This window comes from Mesorhizobium robiniae (assembly GCF_040545535.1).
Taxonomy (GTDB): Bacteria; Pseudomonadota; Alphaproteobacteria; order Rhizobiales; family Rhizobiaceae; genus Mesorhizobium; species Mesorhizobium robiniae.
The window spans coordinates 20,963-38,511 of record NZ_JBEPMC010000005.1 but is presented as its reverse complement, the minus strand read 5'-3'; the positions used below and the strand labels follow the sequence as shown (position 1 = coordinate 38,511).

Genomic DNA, 17,549 nt, shown 5'->3' with positions numbered 1-17,549 from the left:
CGGTTTCTACCACCTGTTCGTCGGCAGGACGAACATCTGCGCGATCTGGACATGGGGCGGTTGGTCAAGCGCGAATGAGACGCATCGGGCGATGTCCTCGGGGTCGAGCGCCATGCCGAACTTCTCGAAATATTGTCGGGACGCCTCCTCGTCGCCGCGATGGCGGGACGTGACGATGTTGGTGCGGGTAAGCCCCGGCAAGATCTCGATCACGCGTATGGGGGTCTCCGCCAATTCGCCGCGGATGATGTCGCTCAGCATGTGCACGCCGGCCTTGCTGGCAGAGTAGGGCGCCTGGTCAGGCACCAGGCGCAAAGCGCTGATGGAGCTCATGTTGACGATGTCGCCACGGCCGCGTTCGACCATTCCAGGCAGGATCGCCCGCGTCACGCGCATGAGGCCGATCAGATTGGTCTCGATGATCGCCGACCAGTCGTCGGCCGATCCGACGTCGAAGCGGGTGCGCCCGCCGATGTCGTGACCGGCATTGTTCACCAGTATGTCGATGTCGCGGAATTCCGGCGGCAGCCGGTCGAGGCAGTTGGCGACGGCGGCGCCGTCGGTGATATCAAGGGGGAGCGGGAAGACATTGGCGCCGAGATCGCCGGCCAGGGCGGTGAGATGGCCCTCCTGGCGATCCGCCAGCACGATGCGGCAGCCCTTGCCGTGGAGGCTCATGCAAACCGCGCGCCCGATGCCGCTGGCAGCACCGGTGACGAAGGCGATCCTTTGCCGATCCATCATGTCAGGCCGTCCTCCTGGAAATGTCGGTCAGGCCTTAGCAGCATCGAGTTCGGCGAAAGTTTCACGTCCGATACGAAACGAATCCACCCCCGCGGGCACACCGGCATAGATCGCCACCTGCAGGAAAATCTCGCGGATCTCCTCGCGGCTGACACCGTTGCTCAAGGCGCCTTTGATATGCGTCTTGAGTTCATGGGGCCTGTTGAGGCAACTGAGCATGGCGAGGTTCAGCATCGAACGCGTCTTACGGGGCAGATCTTCACGGCCCCAGACCGCACCCCAGCAATATTCCGTCACCAGTTCCTGCATGGGGCGGTTGAAGTCGTCTGCCGCGGCAAACGACTTTTCGACGAACTCCTTGCCCAGCACATCCTTGCGGATCGCCAGGCCACGCTCGAAGACATCCTTGGACATATGAAATTTGCTCCTGTTTTGGGATCGGTTACGAAGCTTACCTGGACACACGCGTAGCTTTGCCGGCCCCTTGGCGGGGCACTCGCGTCGTTTGCCTTTTGGCTGTCGCACAAAGCGACAGGAGCCGGCCGGCATCCTTCTTGGTGTCCAGCCTGTCGACAAATTCTTCGATAGCCTCCGCCCCGGCAACGCCAAGGATGCCTGCTGCCGCCGACCGGAAGCGTTCGCGCACCTCCGCCTCGGTGGCGGGCACGACATCCGGCAGGCCCATCGAAAGCTGGCGACCGTCGCCGAGCGTCACATCGATTGCCGCGCCCTGCTGGTCGGGAAACAACGCGGTGAGATCCGGGCTAGCAACCAGTTCGCTGGCGCCAATCAAGCGTATCGTTTCAGCGTGAGCGAGGTCGCTGTAGATGTCCTCGGACAGCCGGCCGTGCGCAAACACGGCCCCCACACCAAATGGAATGCTCATCTTCGCCTGAAGGGCTCTGTCGAATGGTCCTGTCCGGTCGCAACCCGGATATGCAGCCGCCGCGGCGGGCACGCTGATGCGGATGCGCTCGACCGGCGCGGCGTCGGCGCCGATCATCTCGACAAGCTTCAATGCAGTCTGGCAGGCGGTCTGGGCGAAATTGCAGGCGGGCGCCGCCTTGTGATAGACGTTGAGAATATCCGCCTCTTCATCGGGAAAGAGTTCGATCGGGCCAGGCATCGGCCGCCGCGCCAGCGCGGCAAAGTATCCCGATCGGCCTTCAAGTATGTCAGGACTGCCAAAGGCCCCGGCTTCGGCCAGCCGAACCGCCATCCAGGCATTTCGCGCGGCAAAGCCGGGATGGAAGAACATGTCGGAGCCGCCGCTGTGCGGCCACTGGTTCAACCCAGACGCGGTGTTCGCCGCCAAGGCGATCGTCGCGGCCATCTGCTCTCGGTCGAGCTTCAGCATCCAGGCGCCACCGCATGCCGATCCGATGGGAGCGATCAGTCCTGTCGGCCGGAAAAGTGACGACATCGCCGGGTCGATCAGCATCCTTCCAAGACGTCCGCCGACCTCATAGGCGACCACCGCCGACCGAATCAGGTCCATGCCGGAAACAGTTTCCGTCTCCGCCAAGGCAAGAAGCAGCGGCCAGACAACCACGCCGTGATGGCACACCGACGCGGCATGCATGTCTTCCCTGACGAGGCCATGGCCCTTCACGGCGTTGACAAAGGCGGCATCCGCTGGTGTCGCGGTTGCGCTTTCGCCAATCATATGGCCACCAGGCGCTGACGCCACGGCGGCGACCGCCTGTCGGCTGGGCTCCAATGCCGAAGCCTCAAATGCACAACCGAGAAAATCGAGCAGGCACAGCTTGGCCTTGATCACAACAGCAGGACTGAAAACCGGCGAAGCAAGGTTCGCCAAGGCGTCTGCCAGTTCCATCGAGCGCGTGGTCATATGCTGCTCTCCACAAAACAAGCCCTAGGCGCGTATCTCCACGCCGGCCCATTCCTCGACGATGCGGACCATCGAGGTGAAATCCGAATCAGGGCCGAAGCGGGCATTGGTGGCGGCGAGCATCTGCCGCACCAGGGAGCCGCCAACCATGGGTACGCCCAAATTCTCGCTTTCATCGACACACATGCGCACGTCCTTGTACGACAGCGCCGTGGAGAAGCCGAAATCGAAAGTTCCCGGCAAGACGGCACGGGGGAACTTGTCCTGCGTCGCGCTGTTTCGCCCGCTCGAAGCATTGATGATGTCGCACATCACCGTGGGATCCAAGCCAGCCTTGACACCCATTGCGAGCGCCTCTGCCGACAACAGAATGACGCCGGCGGCGATCATGTTGTTGCCGAGCTTTGCAACCTGAGCGCTTCCCGGCGTTTCTCCGCAATAGAACCTGCGACCAAAGTTGGCCAGGACAGGTTCGATTTCCTCGTAGATCTGCTTGGGGCAGGAGACCATCACGGCCAGCGTGCCGTCGCGCGCGCCTGCGATCCCGCCTGATATCGGTGCGTCCACCCACGCAATGCCTTTGCTGGTCAGGGCTTCCGAGATGGTCTTTGCCATGCTCGGTCCGGTGGTGGACACGTCGACAATGATCCTGGCCTTTGCGCCGGCCGCGATTCCATTCGCGCCCAGCACGACTTCTCTAACGACCTGAGGCGTCGGCAGGCTGCAGAATACGATGTCGGCTTCATCGCCGACCGCCTTGGGAGATGCGGCAAATTTCGTGTAGTCCGCAGGCAGTTCCTTCGCCGCGTCCGGCCGCGTGTCGTAGACGACCAAATGGTGGCCGGCCTCGATCAGGCGGCGCACCATCGGCGCGCCCATGCGGCCGAGGCCGATGAACCCAAGCGTTTGACGCTGCAACGACTTTTCCTCTCAAATCTATTGAATTTAGGCAATTTTTGGTTGGTTTAGATTAGGCCGATTGCTGCCCGCGCGATAAGGTTCGCGACGCGCATAACAGCTTTGCCGCGGGCTCGACGCGCGCTTGTCAACGGCTTCGATGTACCCCAAACTCCGGCATTCGTTGCATGCCAACGGAATTCTCCGCATTTTGCGACGAGGCAATGTTCATGTTCGACTTACGGCAGCTCCAACTGTTTACGGCAGTGGCGGAGTTCGGCAGCTTTTCGCGGGCCGCCGTTGCACTGTCGGTCAGCCAGCCGGTGCTGAGCAGGCAAATCAAGGCGCTGGAGGAGAGCGTCGGGATCGCACTTCTCTATCGAAACGGTCGCGGCATCGTGCTCACGGAGGCAGGCAAGCTTCTCCGGGACTACGCGTCGGCAATCCTGGAGCAGGCCTCGCGGGCCTCGACTGAACTCGGAGCCTTGCGATCGAACCCGCGTGGGACGATTGCTCTCGGAATGCCGCCATCAGTCGGCGTCGTCCTCACCTCGCCCCTCGTCCAGCATTTCCACGAGCAGTTCCCGCAGGTGAGCATGCGCGTCGTCGAGGGGTTCAGCGGCCATCTTCTCGAATGGCTCGTGATGGGAAAGATCGACGTCGCGGTGCTCTACAACGCGCCGCGCATGAACAACCTTCTGTCAGAGCCGATCCTGCGTGACGAACTCTTTCTGCTTGGCGCTGAGAATGACCCCAGCAAGCTCGGCCCGGGACCGGTCGATGCCGAGGTTGTTTCACGTATCCCCATGATCCTTCCGGCCCGACCGCATGGGCTGCGGGTGCTGCTGGATCAAATCTTCGGTTCCGTTGGCATCGTGCCCAAGATCGAGGTCGAGGTCGAGGCGATGCCTTCGACGTTGCGCCTCGTTGAGGCCGGCATGGGCTATACGATCCTGTCCTATTCGAGTTGCCACAACCTGGTCGCGGAAGGCAGGATCAAATATTGGCGTATCCAGAATCCATCGATTGAAAGGGAACTGCTGCTCGCCACCTCGACCCAGCGGCCAACCACTACCGTCATCCGGGCGCTGACTACCCTCATAAGGGAGGAGGTGCGCGCCTTGCGCAAAATGGGAATCTGGGACCCGAAACCCTAAATTAAAGCCGAGCACATCCTCGAAGAGGTGGTGCCCGACCTCAGTCACACCGAAGCGGCATAACGCCGGGCCAGCGCGGACATCCCGACCGCGAGCACGAGGATGCCGCCTTTAAAGATCGGCTGGAAATGGGTGGGGGCGCCAAAGATGCTGAGCCCGTTGAAGCCGACCGCCAGGATGAGCACGCCGACCAGCGTCCCGGTTATGTGAAATTCACCTTCCTTCAGCGTGGCGGACCCCAGGAAGACGGCGGCGAAGGCGTCCAGGAGATAGCCGTCGGCTGCTGCCAGCGTGCCGCTGCCGAGCAGTGAGGACAGCAGCGTTCCCGTCAATGCGGCGCAGAAGCCTGCAGTGGCAAAGGCAAAGATCTTGATGCGGTCCACCCGGATGCCCGAGAGCCTGGCCGCCTCCAGATTGCCGCCGACGGCCTGCATCTTCTGGCCGATGTCGGTCTTGTTCAGGATGATCCAAAGCGCAATCAGCACGATCACCATGATGATCACCGGATTGGGCAGGCCGAAGATCAGGCGACCAAGCGAAATGTCGGTGAAAGCACGTGGAATTCCGGTGGCGATCGGAAAGGAACTGTAGGTGAAGCCTATCCCCGTCAGCATGGTCCCGATGCCCAGCGTGGAGATGACTGCGTTGATCCTCACTTTAGTCACCAGCACGCCGTTCAAGGCGCCGATCGCGGCCCCCAGAAGCAGGGCGCAGACGATGCTTAGCCAGATCGGAAAACCCTGGTAGGCCATCAACCCGGTAACGATAAGCCCGACGAAGCTCGCGACATAGCCAATGCTGAGATCGAACTCGCCGACAACGAGCGTGTAGGTTAGCCCGGAGGCGATGATCGCGGTCAGGGACGCCTGGCTGAGGATGTTGAGGAAGTTGGCTCGGGACAGGAAGATTCCCGGCGCGTTCGCCGAGAAGAAGACAACCATCAGCAGGAGGCCGACGATCGTGCCGTAGCGAGAGAGCCAGATCAGCGCGGTCCGCTTCCACGAGGATTTGCGGAGCAGGGGCGCGTCCTTCGTCGCGGTTCCGGCCTGGGCCATCATGCGATGTCTCCTTCTTCGTCATTGGGATCGTGGTAGCTGAGTTCGATGATCTTGGCTTCGGTGATATCAGCGCCGGTCAGTTCGCCGGTGACGCGGCCTTCGCGCATGACGAGGACACGATCCGCCAGCAGCGTGAGTTCCTCGACATCCGACGAGATCACCAGGATGCCGACGCTGGACCGGGCAAGCGCCCGGATCGCGTCATGGATCTCTTCACGTGCGCCGACATCGACACCTCGCGACGGTTCGTCGAGAATGAGGAGCTTGGTTCCGGCATTGAGCCAGCGGGCGATCAGCGCTTTTTGCTGGTTGCCGCCTGAAAGACCGCCGATCCTGGCCTCGACGCTGGGCGTCTTGATGGCGAGCTGGGCCACGAGGCTCTCCGCCTGCCGTCGGGCCTTTTTGTCCGAGACGAACGGGAGCCCTGGAATGGCGCGCAGCTTCTTCAAGGTGGATATGTTGATGTTGAAGCCCACCGACTGCTGCAGCATCACGCCTTGCGAGCGGCGTTCCTCCGGCACCAGCGCTATACCGGCCCGCACCGCCTCCGCCTCGTTGGCGATATCGAGCCGTTTGTCGCTGAGCTCGAAATGGCCGGCATCCGGCCGGGCGACGCCGGCCACGAGATGGGCGAGTTCGGTCCGTCCCGCGCCGACAAGGCCGCCGAGCGCCAGGACCTCACCCTTATAAAGATCGAAACTCACGCCCTTTACCGCGCTCTTCCAGGCGATGTCGCGGACGGAGAAGATCGGCGGCCGGCTGCGGTCGGCGGCGAAGCGGGCGCGCGCGTCTGGCGGGCGTATGTCATGGCCGATGATGGCTCTGACCAGGCCCTTCTTGTTGAGCGCTCCGCGCTCCGCACCATCGACGATGCGGCCGTCGCGCAGCACGGTGATCCTGTCGCAGAGCTGGAGCACCTCTTCGAGCCGGTGAGAGACGTAGAGTATGGCCACGCCCTGGGCGGAGAGATCGCGTATGATGGCAAAGAGCTGCTCGCTCTCCGGACCCGAGAGCGAGGCCGTGGGCTCGTCCATGGCGATCATGCTGGCTTCGCCCACGAGCGCCTTGCTGATCATGACCAGCCAGCGCTGGGCCACCGAAAGTTCTGATATTTTCGTCTCGAGTGGAAAGCGGATGCCGACGCGCTCGGCGGCAGCGCGAGCGGCGACGCCGGAACGCTGCCAGTCGATTATCCCGAAACGGGTGACCTTGGGTGCGCCGAGCAGCATATTCTGCAGCGCGTTGAAATGCGGGATCAGGTTCAATTCCTGATGGATGAAGGCAAGCCCGGCTCGTTCCGAAGCCCGAGGCGACCCCTTTTGCAGATCCTCGCCGGAAATCGTCACGCTGCCCTCGTCTGCCACGGTTACTCCGGCAAGACAGCGGATCAGCGTCGACTTGCCGGCGCCGTTGGCGCCGACCAGGCCATGTACCTTGCCTTGCTCGATGTCGAGATCGGCGTGGTCGAGAGCAAGTTCTCCCGCGAAGGATTTGGTCAGGCCGCGGATGCGCATCCACGGCCCGGCCGAAGCTGCGGGCGGCATCTAGCGGCGCCGCTCCGTCAGGCGCTGTAAAACGGTCTCACGTTCCATTGGGATGTTCGGCCATGAACTTGTCGACATTGTCCTTGGTGACCACGATTCCGGGGATCTGGATGTCCTTCGGCTGCCAGGAGGCGCCGGCCTTGATCGAGTCGAGGATGGCCTGGAAGACCTCCTTGCCTTCCTGGTAGGCCGGCTGCCAGACGGTCGCCGTCAGGTCGCCTTCCTTGACCAGCTGCAGCGCCTGCGGGCTGCCGTTGATCGAGACCGTGGTGACGTCGGTGCGGCCAGCCTGGCGCATTGCAGCGACGGCTCCCTGCATCGGCTCGTCCCAGCAGGCCCAGATGGCGAGCGGCTTGTCGCCGCCGGCAGGATGCGCGGTTAGCCAGGCCGCGGCGGTGGCGTTTCCGAACTGGACCTGTCCGGGGGCCGTCACTTCGCTATAGTCCACCTTGACGTCGGACTTGCCCTTCACGCCCTCGTCGAAGGCGATGCCGCGATCGATGCAGAGCTTTCCGGGGTGGAAGGTCATCGCCAGCACGTCGGCCTTTCCACCAACCTTGTCGAGCAGGAACTTAACCGAGTCGTCGCCGACCTGGCGACCGCTCGTCGTCACGACGATACCGGGAACGATCTCGCCACCCCAGGTGGCGACGGGAATGCCCGCATCGCGCGCCGCGGCAAGACCGGAGCCAATGGAGCTGCTGGCGAAGGCAAGCACGAAGATCGCGTCGACTTTTTGCGCGGCGAAAGAGTTCATCGCGGCATTTGCCTGGTCGGCGCTCGCCTGGGTATCGGTCACCTTGACATCCCAGCCGGCAGCCTTGGCGGCTTCGGTCACGCCGCCAATGACGGCTATGTTGAGGGCATCATTGGCCAGAAGTGCAACGACGCCAAGCGTTTTCGCCTGGGCGACGGTGGCAACAATCATGGCGCCGGCCGTCAATGCGGCAAGCAGCAGTTTGTGCATTTGGAAATCCTCTCTCCCTGTCGACCGTCCCCACGATGGGTCCGGCGCCTTCCTTCTCACGAGGTTTCTGCGATCTTCGCTCGCCCCCCTCGCACCCCAAGACCCGTTCCTTCGCCCAAGAGCCTCGAAGCGGTGTGCCTCTCCAGGTCCGTTTGGCGCTCCGCAGATCAGGTCTCTACGATTGCTTAGCTGCCGGGATCCGTCGTATCTGATACCGGTATCATAAATTACATTCAGAAGGGCGGCAATAGGCGGCTTACCCTGTCAGGGGAATTCATTTTTTGGCCGAAAATCGAACAGGAGCCGCTATCTTGTGCGCGTCTTGCTCTATTTTCTCTTGTTAGCGGTATCACGTCAAGGCTATGGATAGCCACGGCGCGGATGATTTTTGCCGCGATGTCTTGAGGCCGCGGGCCGTGGGAGGACCAACCATGCAAGTAAAATACGATTTTTCCGGCAAGAACGTCATCTTGATCGGTGGAACGACCGGCATTGGCCGCGCCACGGCGCTGGCCTTCGCCCAGGCGGGGGCAAATCTCTTTGTCGCCGGCATCGGCGCCGAATTCGGGAGCAGCCTCAAGGAAGAGGTGAAGCCGTTGGGCGTCGAGATCGAGTTCATGGAGACCGACGTGCGCGACAGCAAGGCGATGGCCGCGCTGCACCAGAAGGCCTTCGATCGCTTCGGCAGGATCGATGTCGCCTTCAACAATGCGGGCGTGCCGGGCAAGACGGCGCCTGTGCACGAACTCGACGACGCGGACTACGATCTCCTGATGGACGTCAATCTGCGCGGCATGTTCAACGGACTGAGACATCAGATTCCGCATATGATCGCGAAGGGCGGCGGCGCGATTGTCAACACGTCTTCGCTCTTCGGCGTCATGGGTTTCGCCACCACTGCAGTTTACTGCGCCAGCAAGTGGGGCGTAATCGGGCTGACCAATTCGGTGGCGCTGGAAGTGGCCCGCAAGAACATCCGCGTCAACGCCATCGCGCCGGGCTCGGTGATGACGCCGCTGCTGCGCGGCATGTTCGGCAGCGAGCAGGGGGCAAAGGATACGGTGTTGCCGATGATCCCCATGGGGCGCATCAGCGACCCGTCGGAGATTGCCCAGCTTGTGCTGTTCCTCTCATCGGACGCGGCCTCATTCATCACCGGCCAAGCCATCGTGATCGATGGCGGCGGCTTCGTCGCCGGCGCGGACCAACTCTGAATTTTCAAGGTGCAGCTTGGGCAGGGCGTCTGTGCGTCCTGCCGCCCAGGCTCAGTCGACCAGCTTCTCAGCCGACCCAGCTTTTCTCGCCCTTTGCCAGCGCGATCTCCACCACCTGCAAGCCCTTGTCGGTGAGCCGCGACGGAAATGTGGTGCGCAGCCGATCCTCGTGGACGGGGATGACTCGCCGTACCTCGCCACCCACCGATTTCAGCATCTCGGCGCTGGAGAAGATCAAATTATGCTGGCTGCCGACGGCAAGGCCGATCGGCACGATCTGCGGCACATCCGCATCGAGGCCGGTCAGATTGTCGTACGTATAAATCAGGTCGCCCGCGAAGATCCATTTGTCCTCGCCATCCTTGGCGCCGTCGTTGCGGATGGTGACGTACATACTGCCATAGGTGTGGGTGTCCGCTGCCAGATGGACGTCGATACCCGGCAGGACATCTTCCTGGTCGCCATCGATGCAGATCATCCGGCCTTCCTTCGCGGCCTCGACGGCGCGCACGATGTCGGCCGGATCGCCGCCACCGGTCAGGAACCGATATTCCGGGCCTAACGTGAGAGCCCAGACCCATTTGTCCAATTCGCTCTTCTGGACGTAGAATTTCGCGTTTGGAAACAGATGCATGGCGCCCATGTGGTCGAAATGGGCGTGGGTGATGAAGACGCTGGTCACATCTTCCGGCTTGACGCCGCATTCGGCCAGAACCTCGCGCGGCCCATGGTAGTTCGAGACCCCGTAGGCGGTCGCCAATTGTTCGCCATAGGCAACGTGGTCGTAGCCGGTGTCGATCAGGATCGTCTCGCCTTTTCCCTTAAGCAGCGCGTAGGCATAGGGCAGTTTGCGCGTGCCCTGATGTTGAGGCCCATACATCATGACGCTGAAGGGGAATTTCTCCACCGCCGCATATTCGAGCACCCAAATCGAGTAATCCGCCATTTCATCCTCCCTGATACCGTTGGCTTATGTTGCTTCCTGCAGCAGGCGCTGCGGGGCATGAGCCGCGCAGCAAGCCAGGCTGAAATCGACAAGTTCGAAGCCCGGCAACAGACGGGCCGTAGCTCGCAGGTGATCGCTTGATGCCCGCAGCGTCCGGACGAGTGCATCACTTTGCTCGGAGGTGTCGATCCGGCGGGAATCCAACGCCGCGACGCAGGCCTGGAGGAGCGTCTCGGCGGCGCCGCGCAAATGATGATGGTGGTGCGTAGCGACTTCGGGGACCGTGAGAGCACGTAGCTCCTCGGCTGCTCGCGTTGCTGCCTCCTGTGCGCTGGCGAGCGCGCTTTCGGCGAGCACGGCCCGGCGCGGCGAGGTCATCAGCAGCAGCGCGAAGCCCGCGACTTGCGTCAGCGTCTCGCTTATCTGCTGCTGCACCGGTCGGGCAGTCGCCACATAGCGCAACACCGCCTGTTCCGCTCCGCTGTTGGCTTTTCCATGCATTGCGATCTCCGCAGAACCCTTGAAGGCGCAAACCCCTTTCAGGCAATACTGGATTTTGGTATCGGTAACAATACTATTGCGGAATTCTGCCGTGAAGGCTTGTTTGCGCACTCACGCAATGATTTGATTTCTGCCGCCACATCGGGCTGTGATGGGAAATGCCGAAGAGATCGTCTGGAGACGGAAACCCGCACAGCGGGAGCGCGAGGATGCGGGACGTGGCGGTTCGCGCCGGCGTCTCCACCATGACCGTGTCACGGGCGCTGAACGAGCCCGGCAAAGTCTCCGAGGAGATGCGCGAAAGGGTGCTCCGGGCGGTGCGCGAGATCGGCTATTTGCCGAACCATCTGGCCGGCAGCCTGTCGTCGAACCGGTCCACGACGATCGGGCTGATCGTGCCGAGCATCGACAATTCGATCTATACGCAAACGGTCAAGGGCCTGTCGGAAGTACTCAAAAGCTCAGGCTTCCAGCTGATGATCGCCGAGTCGGGCTATGACCCAAACGAGGAGGAGGAGCTGATAACGGTCTTCCTCAGTCACCGCGTGAGCGGCCTGGTTCTGCACAGTACTGAACATACACCGCAAGCCACGGAGAAGATCCGGAAATCGGGCATACCGGTGGTCGAAAACGGCAATATACCTAGAGAACCGCTGGACATGGTGGTCAGTTTTTCCAACTATGACGCATCCTACGCTATGACGATGCATCTCGGCCGGCTCGGATACCGCAAGATTGCTTTCGCCAGTCTCTACTCAGTCCATAACGACCGTTCGCAGGACCGGCTGCAGGGCTATCATGCCGCACTCAACCAGCTTGGCCTCGATCCCGACCCCCGCATCGTGCTGGAGACGGAGCGCGGGCTCGCTGCCGGGGCCGAGGTGATGGCGCGCGTGGTGCAGAGCGTACCGGAAGTCGACGCGCTGTTTTGCGCGGGAGACGTGCTGGCCGTGGGAGCGCTCTTTGAGTGCCAGAAGCGCGGCTGGACGGTGCCCGGCCGGATCGCTCTGGCAAGCTTCGATGACGTGGACCTTTTGCGCCACGTCAGTCCATCCGTCACCACGCTGAGGTTGCCACGCTATGACATCGGCGAGCGGACGGCGCGCATCCTGCTCAGCCGAATCATGGACGGAGCCGAGCACCTGCGCGGCAGCGTGGTTGATCTGAAATTCGAGTTGATCCAGCGCGAAAGCACTTGACCGCCAGGACCCGTACCAGCGGTTGCGCCGCTGGCGGCGCTGCTCTATAGTCCATTCCTGTTACCGGTACCAAAAAATGAACATGGCGCGACGCTGCGTCCGGACCAGGACGAGGACTTTGGCGATGCTCACGAAGCGGCAGGGCAGGATATGAGCGTGTCGAAGGAACCAGAACAAGCGATGCTTCCGAACTCGGCAAAAGTCCTGAAGGGGCGCCGTGCGCTGATCACCGGTTCCACCGCGGGGTTGGGACAGGTGATGGCCGCTCGGCTTGCAGAGGCCGGCTGCAATGTGATGCTGCACGGGCTCGAAACGCCCGAGGCGGTCGAGCCGCAGCGCGAAGCCCTGGCCGGCAGGACAGGCTCACAGATTGCCTACCACAGGGCTGATCTGTCCACACCAGCAGAAGTGGAGGGGCTTGTCGCAGCGGCCAACGCCGAACTTGGCGGGGTGGATATTCTTATCAACAATGCGGTCGTGCGGCATTTCGCGTCCATTATGGATTTCCCGCCCGATCAGTGGGACATGGCGCTGGCCGTGAACCTCTCGGCGATTTTCCACGCCGTCCGGCTGTTGCTACCGCAGATGCGAGAGCAGAACTTCGGGCGTATCTTCAACATAACCTCCGTCTACGGCCTGCGCGGCACACCAGGTCGTGTCGGCTATGTGACGACGAAATCCGCCATCCTCGGCCTCACAAGGGCAGTGGCACTGGAGAACCTGGACGTCGACGTCACCTGCCACAGTCTCTGTCCCGGCTCGGTGCTGACACCGGGTACGGAGAGCCGGGTGGAAGAGCTGATGGCGGATCGAGGCATCGATCGCGGCGCGGCAGAGCGCCTCTTTCTGGAAGGCAAGCAGCCTGGCGGCAGCTTCGTCTCACCACAGAGCGTGTCCGATCTCCTGGTCTTTCTCTGCGGGCCGATCGCGCGCGATATGACGGGAGCCATGCTCCCGGTCGAGGGTGGGTGGCTTGCGAGCTGAGCGGATCCGGATCGATGTGACTCAGCGCCATGGCGGCTTGGCAGCGAAAGGAGGCAGGCATGGATGATGTCTACGAACTCTACGCGGTTCGCTACGGGCACCACGACCGCAATGCGGCGGCGAACTTCATCGGCGGCGATCCGCACGACGGTCCAATGCCCCTCGACTATTTCGTCTGGGCCATTGTCGGCAAGACGCGGACCTTCGTGTTCGACACGGGCTATGACGCCAAGGTGGCTGAGAAGCGGCAAAGGCAGTTGCTGCGGCCGGTCGGCGAAGGCCTGAAGATGATCGGGATCGATCCGGACAAGGTCGAGGACGTCATCCTGTCGCACATGCATTTCGATCATGCCGGCAACCACGAACTGTTCCCGAATGCTCGCTATCATGTCCAGGACGTGGAGATGGCTTATTGCACCGGACGTTGCATGTGCCACGAATATCTGCGCCACCCCTTCGCCTATGAGGATGTGGCCAGCATGATCGCCAAGCTCTTCACCGGGCGGGTGACGTTCCATGACGGCGTCTCGGAGATCGCCCCGAACCTCACCGTGCATCGTGTCGGCGGCCACTCGAAGGGATTGCAGGTGATCCGGGTGAAGACGGCGCGCGGCTGGGTGGTGCTCGGCTCCGATGCCTCGCACTTCTATGCCAATTTCGAGCAGAACCGGCCCTTTCCGGTGTTGGAGAGCGCCACCGACATGCTGGAAGGCTACGCCACGATGCGCAAGCTCGCGAGTTCGCCCAAACATGTCATTCCGGGCCACGACCCGCTTGTGCTGACGCGCTATCCGGCCGCGCTGCCGGGGGTCGAGGATATCGTGCGCCTGGATCTCAATCCGATTGCGGCAGCGCCGTGAGCATTCGCCCGCGGAGCTGAGCTGCACTGGCCTTCAAGCAGGAGATCACAATGACCAACTTCAAGCTGGGTTTTGCCGGCGTAGGACGCATGGGAACGCCGATGGTGAGACGGCTGATCGCGGCCGGCTACACAGTCACCGTCTACGACACCAACACCGTCACCGTCTCCGCGCTGGCGAAAGAGGGGGCGGGCAGGGCCGCGACCCCGGCGGAGCTGATGAGCCTGTCCGATGTGGTGCTGTTGTCGCTGCCGACGCCCGAGATCGTGCACGCCGTCGCGCTCGGGCCCAACGGGCTTGCATCGGGGAAGGGGGCCAAAATCGTCGTCGACCTGTCGACCACTGGCCCGCGCACCGAGCGGCAGCTGGCAGAAGGCCTGAAGGCGGCTGGCATCACGACGGTCGACTGTCCGGTAAGCGGTGGCGTCGGCGGCGCCGAGAAGGGCACGCTGGCGATGATGGTCGCCTGCGAAATGTCTGTCATGGAGACGGTCCGGCCAATCCTTGAAGTTCTCGGCAAGCCAATCCATGTCGGCGCAGAGCCGGGCATGGGGCAAATGATGAAGGTGATCAACAACCTCATGTCGGTGACGGCCCTGTCCATTGCTTCCGAGGCGCTGGTGCTCGGCACCAAGGCCGGGCTCGATCCCGACGTGCTGATCGAAGTGGTCAATTCGGGCAGCGGCAGCTCCAATGCCACGATGACCAAGATTCCGAAATTTGTCCTGACCCGCAGTTTCGATTTCGGCTTCTCGATCGGTCTGTCGGCGAAGGATATCCGGCTCTGCCTCGAGGAAAGCGACGCCCTTGGCGTACCGATGATCGTCGGCGGCGCGGTACGGCAACTTCTGACTGTGGCGAAGGGCGATCTCGGCGCGGATGCGGACCTGACCGAAATCATCAAGCCGATCGAGGACTGGGCCGGCGTTATCGTCGCCGGCGACAAGGCGAGGGGCTGATGCCTCGCAGTTCCAGGTCGGAGACCTCGCGCATGACCGACGACGTTTTGCAGCCCTCCGCCGCGGGCCTTTCGCGCCGGCTCGCGGCCTTCGTACACCGCTCCCGCTGGGAGGACGTCCCGGAGCCGGTCCGCGCGCACGCGCTGAGATCAGTCTTCAATGGCTTTGGAACGGCGCTCGGCGGCTCGTCCGATCAGGCGGTGCTGCGGCTGGCCGAAAGCCTCGCGCCTTTTTCGGCTGGCGAGACCGCGACCGTCATCGGCCATAGCCAGCGGCGGGATGCATTGACGGCCGCTTTCCTCAACGCGGCAGCAATAAACGTCTTCGACTTCGACGATACCCACGCGGGAACGATCATCCATCCTACGGCGCCCGTCGCTCCTGTTGTCCTGGCTCTTGCCGAAACGCGCCCAGTGAGTGGTGCGGAACTCCTCCACGCCTTTACTCTGGGCGTAGAGGTCGCTTGCCGCATCGGCAACGCGGTCTCGCCAAGCCACTACGACCGCGGCTGGCACATCACGTCGACATGCGGAATCTTCGGCGCCGCCGTGGCCGCCGCGAAGCTCCTCGATCTCAGCGAGAACGAAATCCTCTGGGCGCTCGGCAATGCCGCCGCGCAAGCTTCCGGCCTCGTCGAGACGCTCGGCTTCATGGCCAAGAGCACGGGCGTCGGCAATGCGGCCCGCGGCGGTCTTGTCTCGGCCTTGATGGCGCAGTGCGGTGTCGAAGGGCCGCCGCAGCCGCTCGAGGGGCCGCGCGGCTTCCTGAAAGTTTGCTCGGACCAGCCAAAGCCCGAATTGATCGAGGCAGGGCTGGGAAGGGATTGGGAGATCTTGCGCAACATGTTCAAGCCTTATCCTTGCGGAGTGGTGCTGAATCCCGTGATCGATGCCTGCCTTGCTGTCCGGGCCGAGCCTAGTTTCTCCGCCGACCGGATCGCAGAGGTCGTCGTGCGCGGTGCCCCCTTGCTCAAGGCTCGCGCTGATCGGCCCGAAGTCACCACCGGGCGCGAGGCGCAGGTGAGCGCCCAGCACGCGGTCGCTATCAGCCTGCTGCGCGGCCGAGCGGGCGCAGAGGAATTCAGCGATGCGGCGGTGAACGATCCCGAGGTAAAGGCCCTGCGCGCCAAGGTCCGCCCGGTCGAGATCGATGCCGGCACGCCGGTCGAAGCCGCTCATGTCTCGATCCGATATGCGGACGGCTCTTCGGTCGAGGTGTCCGAGAGGGTCGCGACCGGCAGCCTCGCTCGACCGATGTCAGACTCGGCGCTCAGAGAGAAATTTGCCGCGCTGGCGCGTTACGGTTGCCCGACTTTGGCGGCGGAGCCCCTTGCCGAAACGCTTTGGACCGTTGCCGACCTTACAGACGCTGGTGCTCTTCTAGCGCTGGCTCGGCCTCACACCGAGGTTGCTTACACATAACGGGTCTGAACCCGTGTCCGAGCATGCTGGGGAGGCAGGATACAGTCCCGGCCGGCAGCGGCTCAAGGCGGGGATCGAGGTCGCCGGCGTTTCCAAAAATACCGACCGGCATTGACATGCGAAGATGTGCGAGCAATTATTCAGCCATCGATCAATTGATCGAAAGTGAGTTTGGGAGGAGACGATGAAGTTTTTGCATTTGGTAGCGATGGCCACAGCCCTAATGGTGGCGGCACCCTCGAAAGGGGATGCGCAAGACCTCGCAGGAAAAAAGATCGGCATAGCCGCACGCGAAATAACCAACGACTACAACCGCGACATCATCGCCGGCGCGACGAAGGTGATTGAGGCCGCTGGTGGCCAAGTGGTGGTTACCGATGGTGGAGCCGATCCGCGCAAGCACAACGAAAATATCGAAAACCTCGTCAACTCGGGCGTTTCGGGCATCATCGTGCAACTCGGCGATGCGCAGCAATTGGCGCCGGTCGTCAAGAAGGCCAGTGACGCCGGCATTCCAGTGGTGACAACGTCCGTGGGCGCCAAGACCGAAGGGGCGCTTGCCGATGTCGGCGGCGACGACGCTCTCATGTCGGCCATGATCAGTCGTGCGCTGTTGTCGAGCATTGACTACAAGGGGGACGTCTACGTGGTTTGGGTGCCGGGCGCGCCGCTTCTTGAGACGCGCAAGCGTATCCTGCAGGCGATCGCGGCCGACTATCCGCAGGTCAAGCTGCACGAGGTCCCCACCGAACATAGCGCTGCCAAGGTGCAGACGCAGATGGAGGACATCCTGACCGCCAATCCGGAACCGGGATCGATCGCCGCCGTCTGGGGCGCTTACGATCTCCTTGTCTCGGGTGCGGTGGAAGCCATTCGCCGCAACGGTCGAAACGAGATCAAGGTCGCGTCGATCGATGGCGACCGGGTCGGCTTCCAAATGCTTCTCGACGAAGGGAGCCCATTCGTTGCGACGGTTGTGCAGGATGTGAACCGCATCGGCTCGCTGGCCGGCGAAATCATCATCCAGAAGCTTGGTGGGAAGTCAGATTTTCCAAGCACGCTCTTCACCGACGCCTGGCTGGCGACTCATGCCAACGGCGTGGCGGCGGCTGAGAAGCGCTGGGGCGCCAATGTCTGGGCCGATCTTGCCATCGACAAGGCCACTGTCGAGGGACGCTGGCCGCAGGACGGCGAGCTGCAGGTCGTTCATCCAGTCCTCCCGTGATGAACGCGCGGGGCGAAGGGC

General features: G+C 62.6%; 17 protein-coding genes. 8 read left to right on the top strand and 9 right to left on the bottom strand.

Going from position 1 to position 17,549, the window contains the following annotated elements; genetic code table 11:
- Positions 1–6 precede the first annotated feature (6 nt).
- Genes ABID19_RS15165 through ABID19_RS15150 form a run of 4 tightly spaced genes read right to left on the bottom strand, consistent with a single transcriptional unit; the run spans position 7 to position 3,514 of the window.
- Entirely contained in the window at positions 7–744 is a 738-nt protein-coding gene (locus tag ABID19_RS15165; protein WP_354491713.1) for an SDR family oxidoreductase, read from the bottom strand.
- Positions 745–771: 27 nt separating this feature from the next.
- Entirely contained in the window at positions 772–1,158 is a 387-nt protein-coding gene (locus ABID19_RS15160) for a carboxymuconolactone decarboxylase family protein (protein WP_354491711.1), read from the bottom strand.
- Between the two features lie 37 nt (positions 1,159–1,195).
- Positions 1,196–2,596 carry an MmgE/PrpD family protein gene (locus ABID19_RS15155; protein ID WP_354491709.1) on the bottom strand — a complete coding sequence of 467 codons (1,401 nt, stop codon included), beginning with the start codon at positions 2,594–2,596 and terminating at the stop codon, positions 1,196–1,198.
- A gap of 24 nt (positions 2,597–2,620) precedes the next feature.
- Positions 2,621–3,514 (bottom strand): NAD(P)-dependent oxidoreductase, encoded by an 894-nt coding sequence (locus tag ABID19_RS15150; protein WP_354491707.1) that lies wholly within the window; start codon positions 3,512–3,514, stop codon positions 2,621–2,623.
- A gap of 209 nt (positions 3,515–3,723) precedes the next feature.
- Here ABID19_RS15150 and ABID19_RS15145 point away from each other — a divergent pair, with 209 nt between their 5' ends.
- On the top strand, positions 3,724–4,650 hold the full coding sequence (locus ABID19_RS15145; protein ID WP_354491705.1) for a LysR family transcriptional regulator: 927 nt from the start codon (positions 3,724–3,726) through the stop codon (positions 4,648–4,650).
- A 44-nt stretch (positions 4,651–4,694) separates the two neighbouring features.
- Here the strand turns inward: ABID19_RS15145 and ABID19_RS15140 are convergent, their stop codons facing one another.
- Genes ABID19_RS15140 through ABID19_RS15130 form a run of 3 tightly spaced genes read right to left on the bottom strand, consistent with a single transcriptional unit; the run spans position 4,695 to position 8,219 of the window.
- The gene (locus ABID19_RS15140) at positions 4,695–5,708 is read right to left on the bottom strand and encodes an ABC transporter permease (protein ID WP_354491703.1); all 1,014 of its coding nucleotides are present in this window, start codon (positions 5,706–5,708) and stop codon (positions 4,695–4,697) included.
- Positions 5,705–7,252 (bottom strand): sugar ABC transporter ATP-binding protein, encoded by a 1,548-nt coding sequence (locus ABID19_RS15135; protein WP_354491701.1) that lies wholly within the window; start codon positions 7,250–7,252, stop codon positions 5,705–5,707. The genes ABID19_RS15140 and ABID19_RS15135 overlap by 4 nt, the downstream gene beginning before the upstream one ends.
- A 37-nt stretch (positions 7,253–7,289) precedes the next feature.
- Positions 7,290–8,219, bottom strand: a complete 930-nt coding sequence (locus tag ABID19_RS15130) for a sugar ABC transporter substrate-binding protein (RefSeq protein ID WP_354491699.1) — start codon at positions 8,217–8,219, stop codon at positions 7,290–7,292.
- Positions 8,220–8,650: 431 nt separating this feature from the next.
- On the opposite strand from ABID19_RS15130, the gene ABID19_RS15125 reads away from it, so the two are divergent.
- A complete protein-coding gene (locus ABID19_RS15125) occupies positions 8,651–9,433 on the top strand; it encodes an SDR family NAD(P)-dependent oxidoreductase (RefSeq protein ID WP_354491697.1) in 783 nt (260 codons plus the stop codon).
- Between the two features lie 67 nt (positions 9,434–9,500).
- Here ABID19_RS15125 and ABID19_RS15120 read toward each other — a convergent pair whose 3' ends face one another.
- Entirely contained in the window at positions 9,501–10,379 is an 879-nt protein-coding gene (locus tag ABID19_RS15120) for an N-acyl homoserine lactonase family protein (RefSeq protein WP_354491695.1), read from the bottom strand.
- A 24-nt stretch (positions 10,380–10,403) separates the two neighbouring features.
- Positions 10,404–10,991 (bottom strand): hypothetical protein, encoded by a 588-nt coding sequence (locus tag ABID19_RS15115; RefSeq protein WP_354491693.1) that lies wholly within the window; start codon positions 10,989–10,991, stop codon positions 10,404–10,406.
- A 107-nt stretch (positions 10,992–11,098) separates the two neighbouring features.
- Between ABID19_RS15115 and ABID19_RS15110 the strand changes: the two genes are divergently transcribed.
- The 6 genes from ABID19_RS15110 (at position 11,099) to ABID19_RS15085 (ending at position 17,528) form a co-directional block, all read left to right on the top strand.
- The gene (locus ABID19_RS15110; protein ID WP_354491691.1) at positions 11,099–12,079 is read left to right on the top strand and encodes a LacI family DNA-binding transcriptional regulator; all 981 of its coding nucleotides are present in this window, start codon (positions 11,099–11,101) and stop codon (positions 12,077–12,079) included.
- 150 nt (positions 12,080–12,229) lie between these two features.
- Positions 12,230–13,063 carry an SDR family NAD(P)-dependent oxidoreductase gene (locus ABID19_RS15105; RefSeq protein ID WP_354491689.1) on the top strand — a complete coding sequence of 278 codons (834 nt, stop codon included), beginning with the start codon at positions 12,230–12,232 and terminating at the stop codon, positions 13,061–13,063.
- Between the two features lie 59 nt (positions 13,064–13,122).
- Positions 13,123–13,923 (top strand): N-acyl homoserine lactonase family protein, encoded by an 801-nt coding sequence (locus ABID19_RS15100; RefSeq protein ID WP_354491687.1) that lies wholly within the window; start codon positions 13,123–13,125, stop codon positions 13,921–13,923.
- A 50-nt stretch (positions 13,924–13,973) separates the two neighbouring features.
- The gene (locus tag ABID19_RS15095) at positions 13,974–14,882 is read left to right on the top strand and encodes an NAD(P)-dependent oxidoreductase (protein ID WP_354491686.1); all 909 of its coding nucleotides are present in this window, start codon (positions 13,974–13,976) and stop codon (positions 14,880–14,882) included.
- A gap of 32 nt (positions 14,883–14,914) precedes the next feature.
- Positions 14,915–16,303: an MmgE/PrpD family protein gene (locus tag ABID19_RS15090; RefSeq protein WP_354491684.1), complete on the top strand. Its 1,389-nt coding sequence runs from the start codon at positions 14,915–14,917 to the stop codon at positions 16,301–16,303.
- A 184-nt stretch (positions 16,304–16,487) separates the two neighbouring features.
- On the top strand, positions 16,488–17,528 hold the full coding sequence (locus tag ABID19_RS15085) for a substrate-binding domain-containing protein (protein WP_354491682.1): 1,041 nt from the start codon (positions 16,488–16,490) through the stop codon (positions 17,526–17,528).
- Positions 17,529–17,549 lie beyond the last annotated feature (21 nt).